The sequence below is a fragment of the Nocardia sp. NPDC002869 genome (assembly GCF_046764065.1).
GTDB lineage: Bacteria > Actinomycetota > Actinomycetes > Mycobacteriales > Mycobacteriaceae > Nocardia > Nocardia rhamnosiphila.
This window is the reverse complement of sequence record NZ_JBKOOL010000221.1, coordinates 1-8,004: the sequence shown is the minus strand read 5'-3', so window position 1 is coordinate 8,004 and position 8,004 is coordinate 1. Positions and strand designations below refer to the sequence as shown.

Genomic DNA, 8,004 nt, shown 5'->3' with positions numbered 1-8,004 from the left:
GGCCCCGGCCGATCCGCGGACGACGGCGGTCCAGGGGTGGAACATCGGCCGCCTACGAGCGCGGCAGACCAGTTACAGGAGGCGTGAAGACGAACGGTGACCCGGGGCCGCGGAACGCGTCATTCACCGCTCGGTCGGCGATGGCCTGCGCCTTCGCCACCAGTGCCGGATCGGCTTCGGCGGGCTGTCCGATGGATACGGCCAGGTCCCAGCCGTGCGCGACGGTCTCCATGAGATAGCCGCCGACGGCGAGCCCGCCGGGGGCCTCGCCCCAGGGTGCCAGGAGCGGGCGGGTCAGCAGCGCGTCGTCGGCCCACCGGTCCAGCGCGGCGCTCGACCGTTTCAGGTAGTCCTCACCGGGACGGCTCATGTCGATATCCGCTCGGGCGGGGAGCGCGCGCGGGTCGGCGCCGGTAGCGGTCGCCACCAGTTTGGCCGGATGACAGGAGAGGTGCTCGAGCAGCGCGCGGACATCGAAGTCCGTGCAGGGGGTAGGGGCACTCCACTGGTCGGGCCGGACCGCGGCCATGAGTCCGGCCACCCACTCCTGGGCGGCGGCGAGGTCTGATCGGAAATCCGGAATCTGCGTCATGGGAACAGTCTCGGACACACAAGGTGACATCTGGTGTCACCTTTTCGTGAGATTCTGGAGAAATGCGCGCGGACCGGTTGCTCCAGATCGTTCAACTGCTCCGGCGGCACGGGCGGATGAGTGCCGCCGAGCTGGCCCAACGCCTCGAAGTCACCAAACGGACAGTGCTGCGCGATATGGAGTCGCTGTCCGCCGCCGGTATCCCGGTGTATGCGGAACGTGGCCGCGGTGGCGGATTCGCCCTGGTCCCCGGGTTCGAACCGGATGCCGAGCAGCTCACCGCGGAAGAGGCCCGCGCGCTCTTCGTCGCGGGCGGGCGCGGTACGGCCGAAGCGCTCGGCCTGGGGAACTCGTTCTGTCGCGCGCTGCACAAACTGTCCACCGCTCTTCCCGACGATCAGCACCGGCTGGTCACGCATGTGCAGGATCGGATCGTCCTCGACGCCGGCGGATGGCACCGCGATCCGGCGGTGCTGGACGCACTGGCCGCGGTGCAGGCCGCGGTGCTCGACGATGAGCGGATCCGGATCCGCTATCAGTCGAGACAGGCCGACGCTCCGGGCGACCGGACCGTCGATCCGTGGGGGCTGCTCCAGGTCGGCACGACCTGGTACCTCATCGCCGCCCATCGCGGCCGGCCGCGCACCTACCGGGTGTCCCGGATCAGCGCCGTGCACCGGCTCGGTGAGCCCGGCCGCCGGCCGCCGGACCTCGATCTGCACCAGATGTGGCGGCAGATGCGCGACGACTTCCGTGGGGCGCCCGCCACCGAGATCGTGCTGCGCGTGCACCCGCCGCGATTACCGCTGGTATTGCGGTCGCTGGCGGTGACCGCGCTCGGCGACCCCGAGCCAGTCCCCGACGAGCCGGACGCGCACCGGCTGCGGGTGCGCAGCGTGGAAGCAGCCGCGGCCATGCTCGTGGGTTTCGGCGCCGAGGTCGATGTCCTGGCCCCGGCGGAGCTGCGGGACCGGATCATCGCGATCGCGGAGGCAGCAGGCGAACATCATCGGACGGCGTCGCGGCGGTCGGATACGGCCGAAATGAAACTTGCGCCATACGGACAGAATTCTCGTTGACCGTGAAACGTAGCGCGCATGCCCGGTTTCAGTTCAGTTCAGTGCATCCACCCGCTTCCAGCCTGGTCCGGACCTCCTCGATATGGCCGGCCAACTCGGCCTCGTCGATGACTCCTCTGGCGATCAACGAATGCGCCAGCGCGACGAGCTGATTCTCCGGGAACGGCAGTGCCGGATACACCTCCCCGGTGAGACGGTCCTCTTCGTCACGCCGGGCGAGCAGCGGTAGCGCCGCCCCTTCCCGGTCGAGGGCATCACATATCCCGTCCAGACTCGATTTCCACGGTGGAGACGGGTTCTCGACGCCGTACTTGCCGGCCATCCGTGACCACACCTGCCCCCGGGCGATCATCTCTTCCAGCAGCTGCACTCTGACCCGCGTGACGTCCTTGTCCACTGGCATCCGTTGTCCTCCGGTCCGTCAATAGTTCTGCGCCGGGTGCACCGCGGCATGCACGGGGCGTTCCACGTCCGCGATTCGTCCGGGCCTGGGAAGGGCGACACCGATCAAGCAGTCACGTGTCACGATCTCGGCGAGCTGCTCCTCGGTCCAACCCTGCGTGCCGTCCGGGCGTACCGGCAGGACCATGAACCGGTGCTTGGAATTGGAATCCTCGACCCGTATTTCGACGTCTTCGGTGAGGTAGAGGCCGAATTCGGCGAGAACCTGGCGCGGCCAGCGGACGAGCCGGCGGCGGTAGTTGGGGGTTCGATACCACTCGGGCGAATTCCCGAGCAGCGGACGGGGATAGCAGGAACACAAGCTGCAGCACACCACGTGATGCAGCGTCGGCGTGTCCTCGAGGATGTGTAGCGCGGTGAAATCGCTGGGTGTTCCGAAGCCCGTCGGTTTCAGCCAATCGATGCCGACCTCATGGCATGCGGTGATGGCGTCGTCCAAGGCGAGCTGCTTGAAATCGGGGTCGGACCACGCTTTCGCGACGAACCGGGCGCCCGGCGCCGGACCGAGTTGCTCGAAATACTCGGTGTACCGGCGGTGGTCCTCGGCGGTGAACAGTCCCTTCTCGATAGCGAGCTCGCGGAGCGCGATCTCGAGCACCTCGAAATCGGTGACCTCCTCCACCATCGGCGCGGCATGCCGGGGAGCTTCGGAGTCCTCGCCTTCGTTCGATATCCCGCTCATCGTGTTCCTCTCACTGAGGTGTAACCCGGTCTACGAGATCGCCTGGAGCCAGGGCTCCGATATTTCCGCCTGCAAAGTGTCGCCGGGGGATCCCTGGTACGGATCCCACAGATCTGTCATATCGAAGCGCACGATGTAGAACCATTCCGGGCGCCGGTCCTCGCGGTCGAACGCCTCGTCCTCCGGTATCGGGCTCTCGTACGACACTGTGACCACAGTCCCCGGTTTACCGCGCAAATACTCCTGGGTGCGGGTGTAGAAGATAGTCGGAAGCTCACGCACCAGTACCCGATCGCCGACCCCGAACCGGGGAGTGTCCGCTTGCCCGGCAAAACATTGGGGATCACCGTGGCCGACCGCGTCACGGTGATGAATATTCCGGACCACCTCGGTACCGTCTCCGGTCCCGCGGGGCGCGGCTTCCAACGGGCCCGGGCTGCCCGCGCTGCGCTCACGGACCTCCTGGGTGCGTTCGAGCAGTTCACGCAGCGTGATATGCCGTTTGTCGATGAGGCAGCGAGCGGCAGCCAGCACCCAGCGGCCGTAATAGGGAAAACCGAGATACTGGGTACGCCCGACATCGACATTTCCCAGCCGGCGGCGCTCCTCGGAAGTCCAGATGCCCCGCCAGCCCAGCACCTCGCAGGTGATGAACGTATTGAGCTCCCAGACCTCCTCCTCCTTTTCTTCGGAAACAGCCGGTGCATCGGGTTCCCCGCCCACATCGTGCGGGGTTTTCATGAATGCCCGGAACAGCTCGTGATCTATCTGATCGGGGTAGGGCCAATCGCGGAGCTGGTGTAGCGCGACGCGCAGCTGACTGACGTAGTCGTCCATGACCGAATTTGCCATGATCGCCATCTCCCTGAAGTGGGTAGGTCGCCATCAACCTTAACGGGAGACCGTCGGGCGCTCCGGTTTCGAAACCATCAAATCTGTGACTCGGTTCCGGTGGCGCCGACCAGCCGATACTCCGGTTCGATATACGACGCCCGGCCCGGTTGCCCGGCGCGGGGGTCCCCGATCGCGGGCGGAGACCGGGGGAGGTGTTCCGATGGCAGCTTCGCCCGGAGCCGTGCCGGTGGGTCTCGCAGGCCGCATCCCGGGGGTCGCCCGGCGTGGTGCCGAGGGACGGACGGTGGCATTCGGCGCCGCGCCGAGAACCTCGACACACCGTGGTAGAAGATGAATTTATTTGTGCCACAATAGTTTACGGATATTGTCGCGCAAATGGTCGCGGCCGGGCCCGGTTGTGGTGGCCGACGCCGCAGCGGCGCCACCACAGCGAGCGCCTCGTCCGCTCAGAACTCCCAGTCCTCGTCCTCGGTATTGACCGCCTTGCCGATGACATAGCTGGAACCCGAACCCGAGAAGAAGTCGTGGTTCTCGTCGGCGTTGGGGGACAGGGCCGACAGGATGGCCGGGTTGACGTCGGTCTCGTCCTTCGGGAACAGGCCCTCGTAGCCCAGGTTCATCAGGGCTTTGTTGGCGTTGTAGCGGAGGAACTTCTTGACGTCCTCGGTCAGGCCGACCTCGTCGTAGAGGTCCTGGGTGTAGTCGACCTCGTTGTCGTAGAGCTCGAACAGCAGCTCGAAGGTGTAGTTCTTCAGGTCGTCGCGTTCGGCCTGGGTGATCTGTTCGAGTCCGCGCTGGTACTTGTAGCCGATGTAGTAGCCGTGCACCGCCTCGTCACGAATGATCAGGCGGATCATATCGGCGGTGTTGGTGAGCTTGGCGCGCGAGGACCAGTGCATCGGCAGGTAGAAGCCGGAGTAGAACAGGAAGCTCTCCAGCAGGGTGGAGGCGACCTTGCGCTTGAGCGGGTCCTCGCCGCGGTAGTACTCGAGGACGATCTCGGCTTTGCGCTGGAGGCTGCGGTTCTCCTCCGACCACCGGAAGGCGTCGTCGATCTCGCGGGTCGAGCACAGGGTGGAGAAGATCGAGCTGTAGCTCTTGGCGTGCACCGACTCCATGAACGCGATATTGGTGAGCACCGCTTCTTCGTGCGGGGTCAGCGCGTCGGGGATGAGACTGACCGCGCCGACGGTGCCCTGAATGGTGTCCAGCAGGGTGAGGCCGGTGAACACCCGCATGGTGAGTTGTTTCTCGTCGGCGGTGAGGGTGTTCCAGGAGGGGATGTCGTTGGACACCGGGACCTTCTCCGGCAGCCAGAAGTTACCGGTGAGCCGATCCCAGACCTCGGCGTCCTTCTCGTCGGGTACCCGATTCCAGTTGATGGCCGAAACCCGATCGATGAGCTTCATGCTGCTTCCACACCCTTCCCAACGAATCCGACGACTGCCCTGCGCGTGCCGTAACACTACCCCTTGGGGTTCGAATCACCGAGCGCTACCACAACTTGTGTTTCGCGCGTCGAATGCGCTAGGGAGCGGGAGATTTCGGCGCGCGTGGGACCGCAGGCGCCGAGCGTACTTCAGTCGTCGGTCGGCGGTTTGTGGTGGCCGTCGGATCTGTCGTCGCCCGACGGCGCCATCGTGAGGCCGAACGCCAGGCCGAAGCCGATACCCAGCCCGATTCCGAGGGCCAGGTTGTTCAGCACCACGAGGCCGAGCGGGATGCCGATCGCCAGTCCGATGGCGATCCCGATACTCAGCCGGCTCGCGAGTGAGCGATCACCCTCAGCCTTGCCGCCCATACCTCGACGGTACGCCCGATATGGCCTTTCACCTGCAGAAACAGGGTCTCGGAACGGTTGATGTCCGGTTGCGGACCGGTGGCTTCGGCGGCGGACGGGACTCAGCGGCGGGCCGCGTTTCCGGTCAGCCGGCCGGAGTACCGTTCCGCGGCGCGCCGCCGGGAGGTGGGCCGGCCGGCGGAGCGCCGCCGGGGCCCGAGCCACCCGCGGGCGGTTCCGGCGGGGTGCCACCCTGTCCGGGACCACCCTCGGCTCGATTCGCCGACTTCTCGGCCACACCGACGGTGAGTGAGATCTCCATCCCGTTCTTCGGGTCGCCGGCCAGCGTGACCTCCCCGAGGTTCGGCACGCTGCGGGCATAACCGGAGTCGGCGCCGAACACCTGCTCGCACGCTTCCTGCGGCAGCGCGATCTGGGAGGTCAGTCGGGCGTTCTCCCCGGCGACCGCGGTCGCGAGGCTGTCGTAGACCTCGAAGTGGATATGCGGCCGGCGGCCGGAACAGCAGGCCGGGAAAATCGAGGTGAAGCTCACCTGCCCGGCTTCGTCGGCGACCTGGACCCCGCGCAGATAGTTCTGTTCGGTGATGTCCCGGCCGTAGAGCGAGTCTTCGCCGTCGCGGTCGCAATGCCACAGGTAGAGGGCCATACCCTTACCGGCGGCGCCGTCGCGCGCGAGATCCTGCAGGGTGAGCCGGATGGTCACCGGCACGCCCTCGACGGTACCGGTGTACGAACCGAAGCCGCCGGTGATATCGGAGCGGACGACACCGGACTCGACCAGCACATCAGGCCCGTTGGAGCCGTCACCGTGATACGGTCCGGCCGTCTCCTGCGGGGCGGCGGCGACCGCGGTGCCGCTCGCGGCGGCGGTGGAGGACGCCGATCCGGTGGTCGTGGTGCCGGTGCCGGACGAGCAGGCCGCGGCCACGGATGCGGTCCCGACCGCGCCCATGATCCACAGCGCGCGCCGCCGGGACAGCATCACCGACATATCGTGGGCGAGCCCGAGATCGTGTTCGTGGGGTAGTTCCGTTCGTGGCCGTTCAGGTCGTTTCCGCACGTGCGCACCTCTTTCCGATGGGGTGACACCCACGGTAGGAACGCTGTCTGGCGGATTGCTGGAGCCGCACTGTGAGTCCTCTGTGGACCGATCGCCCCAGCTGCCGACGACTGCCGTCGCGAAATACCGAGCTCGGCCCCACTGCGCACCGTGACCCGGCGGGCGGGTCACCCGGCGTGCCGGGGTGCCGATCCGCCGCGGGTCCGACCTGCTGCCCTGCGGGAAGCGTCCGTCCCTACGGCGTGACCGGCGGCTGCCACATCGACCGTGTGTGCGGGAGCGTCAGTCCATGACGTAGGCGTTGAGGGTGTCGCGGATATCGGTGAGAACCGCCCGCGCCGCCGTGAGGCCGGTGGTGTGCCAGAGCGCGTCGTCGACCACGAAGGTGCGATTGTCGGCCACCGCGCCGAGTTCCTCCCACGGCTGCGAGCGCATCACCGTTTCCCCGTGCTCCTGCCCGTCCGCGCCCGCGAACAGCACATAGATCAGATCGCCCTCGGCGGCCACGGGATCGGATTCGTCGATCGGCGCGGAGTTGTCACGCTGCGCGGTGGGCCGGGTGGCGCCGGTGTCGGCGAGGATCTGCGCGGCGAATGTCTCGCCGCCCAGGTACTCCGTACCGCCCGGGGTGAAACGCACGATCGAGGCCTGGACGTAGCGGGCATTGATGGTGGCGCCGGTATCGGCGGCCTCGGTGTGATAGGCGTCCAGCGCCGCCGCGGCCGCCCCCTGCCGGCCCATCGCGCCCGCGAACGCGGTGAACTGCTTCTCCCAATTCGGCTCCGCGCCGACCAGCACCGTCGGGGCGATCGCGTTCAATGCCTCGTAGCCGGCCCGGCCGGCCGGCACCTCACCGATGATCAGGTCGGGGTCCAGCTGGGCGATGAGTGCCGGATCCGGGTCGGCGGCGGTACCCACACCGGGAATCTCGACGACCCCGTAACCCAGATAGCCGGGCTGCGGTACGGGACCCGGGAGCGTAGTCGTGCCGACCACCCGCTCCCACAGACCGACCGCGCAGGTGGCGTCGAGCGCGGAGGTGCCCAGCACCACGATGCGCTGCGGATCCGCCGGAACCCGGGACTCGCCGGACGCGTGCCGGACGGCGCGGGTCGGCCCGTCCGCCGGATCGGGCGCGGACGGCAGCGGGCAGGCCTGTGTGGTGTCCCGTTCGATACCGACCACGCCCGCCCCGGCGATATTCGTCGTGGTGCGGATGATCGAGACCGAATCGTCGGGATGACTCGCGCACGCGGACACCGCCAGCGCGGCGCAGGCGAGCACGGCGCCCAAGAGCCGGCCGATCCGGCCGGTCCGCCCGGAGATCCGGGTCTCACGCGCGGCGGGGGTGTGGACAGCGGGGCTCACCGGCATGCCGGTGAGGGTACACGGCGGTGTTGTTTGGCGCCGCCTTCGGCGGCGCGGGGTTGAGGCCCCCTGGTGGTGGCGGGCATCGGAGATCTTGACCGCAAC

Annotated in this window: 9 protein-coding genes; 1 reads left to right on the top strand and 8 read right to left on the bottom strand. The window is 67.5% G+C overall.

All coding sequences use genetic code 11. From position 1 onward, the window contains the following. Window positions 1-52: 52 nt before the first annotated feature. Window positions 53-592 (bottom strand): TIGR03086 family metal-binding protein, encoded by a 540-nt coding sequence (locus ACLML9_RS26490; protein WP_411948066.1) that lies wholly within the window; start codon window positions 590-592, stop codon window positions 53-55. Between the two features lie 62 nt (window positions 593-654). On the opposite strand from ACLML9_RS26490, the gene ACLML9_RS26485 reads away from it, so the two are divergent. Further along, window positions 655-1,671, top strand: coding sequence for a helix-turn-helix transcriptional regulator (locus ACLML9_RS26485; protein ID WP_411948065.1), 1,017 nt, complete (start codon window positions 655-657; stop codon window positions 1,669-1,671). Between the two features lie 28 nt (window positions 1,672-1,699). Here ACLML9_RS26485 and ACLML9_RS26480 read toward each other — a convergent pair whose 3' ends face one another. The 7 genes from ACLML9_RS26480 to ACLML9_RS26450 form a co-directional block, all read right to left on the bottom strand. Next, window positions 1,700-2,074 carry a thiocyanate hydrolase gene (locus ACLML9_RS26480; RefSeq protein WP_411948064.1) on the bottom strand — a complete coding sequence of 125 codons (375 nt, stop codon included), beginning with the start codon at window positions 2,072-2,074 and terminating at the stop codon, window positions 1,700-1,702. 18 nt (window positions 2,075-2,092) lie between these two features. Continuing rightward, window positions 2,093-2,815 carry a thiocyanate hydrolase subunit gamma gene (gene scnC, locus ACLML9_RS26475; protein WP_411948063.1) on the bottom strand — a complete coding sequence of 241 codons (723 nt, stop codon included), beginning with the start codon at window positions 2,813-2,815 and terminating at the stop codon, window positions 2,093-2,095. A 30-nt stretch (window positions 2,816-2,845) separates the two neighbouring features. Next, entirely contained in the window at window positions 2,846-3,667 is an 822-nt protein-coding gene (locus ACLML9_RS26470; RefSeq protein ID WP_411948062.1) for an SH3-like domain-containing protein, read from the bottom strand. Between the two features lie 449 nt (window positions 3,668-4,116). Then, window positions 4,117-5,079, bottom strand: coding sequence for a class 1b ribonucleoside-diphosphate reductase subunit beta (gene nrdF, locus ACLML9_RS26465; protein WP_411948061.1), 963 nt, complete (start codon window positions 5,077-5,079; stop codon window positions 4,117-4,119). A 170-nt stretch (window positions 5,080-5,249) separates the two neighbouring features. Then, complete coding sequence (locus ACLML9_RS26460; RefSeq protein ID WP_411948060.1) at window positions 5,250-5,471, bottom strand: hypothetical protein; 222 nt, start codon at window positions 5,469-5,471, stop codon at window positions 5,250-5,252. Between the two features lie 124 nt (window positions 5,472-5,595). Next, the gene (locus ACLML9_RS26455; RefSeq protein ID WP_411948067.1) at window positions 5,596-6,462 is read right to left on the bottom strand and encodes a dioxygenase; all 867 of its coding nucleotides are present in this window, start codon (window positions 6,460-6,462) and stop codon (window positions 5,596-5,598) included. Window positions 6,463-6,813: 351 nt separating this feature from the next. Then, the gene (locus tag ACLML9_RS26450) at window positions 6,814-7,905 is read right to left on the bottom strand and encodes an ABC transporter substrate-binding protein (RefSeq protein ID WP_411948059.1); all 1,092 of its coding nucleotides are present in this window, start codon (window positions 7,903-7,905) and stop codon (window positions 6,814-6,816) included. Window positions 7,906-8,004: the final 99 nt, after the last annotated feature.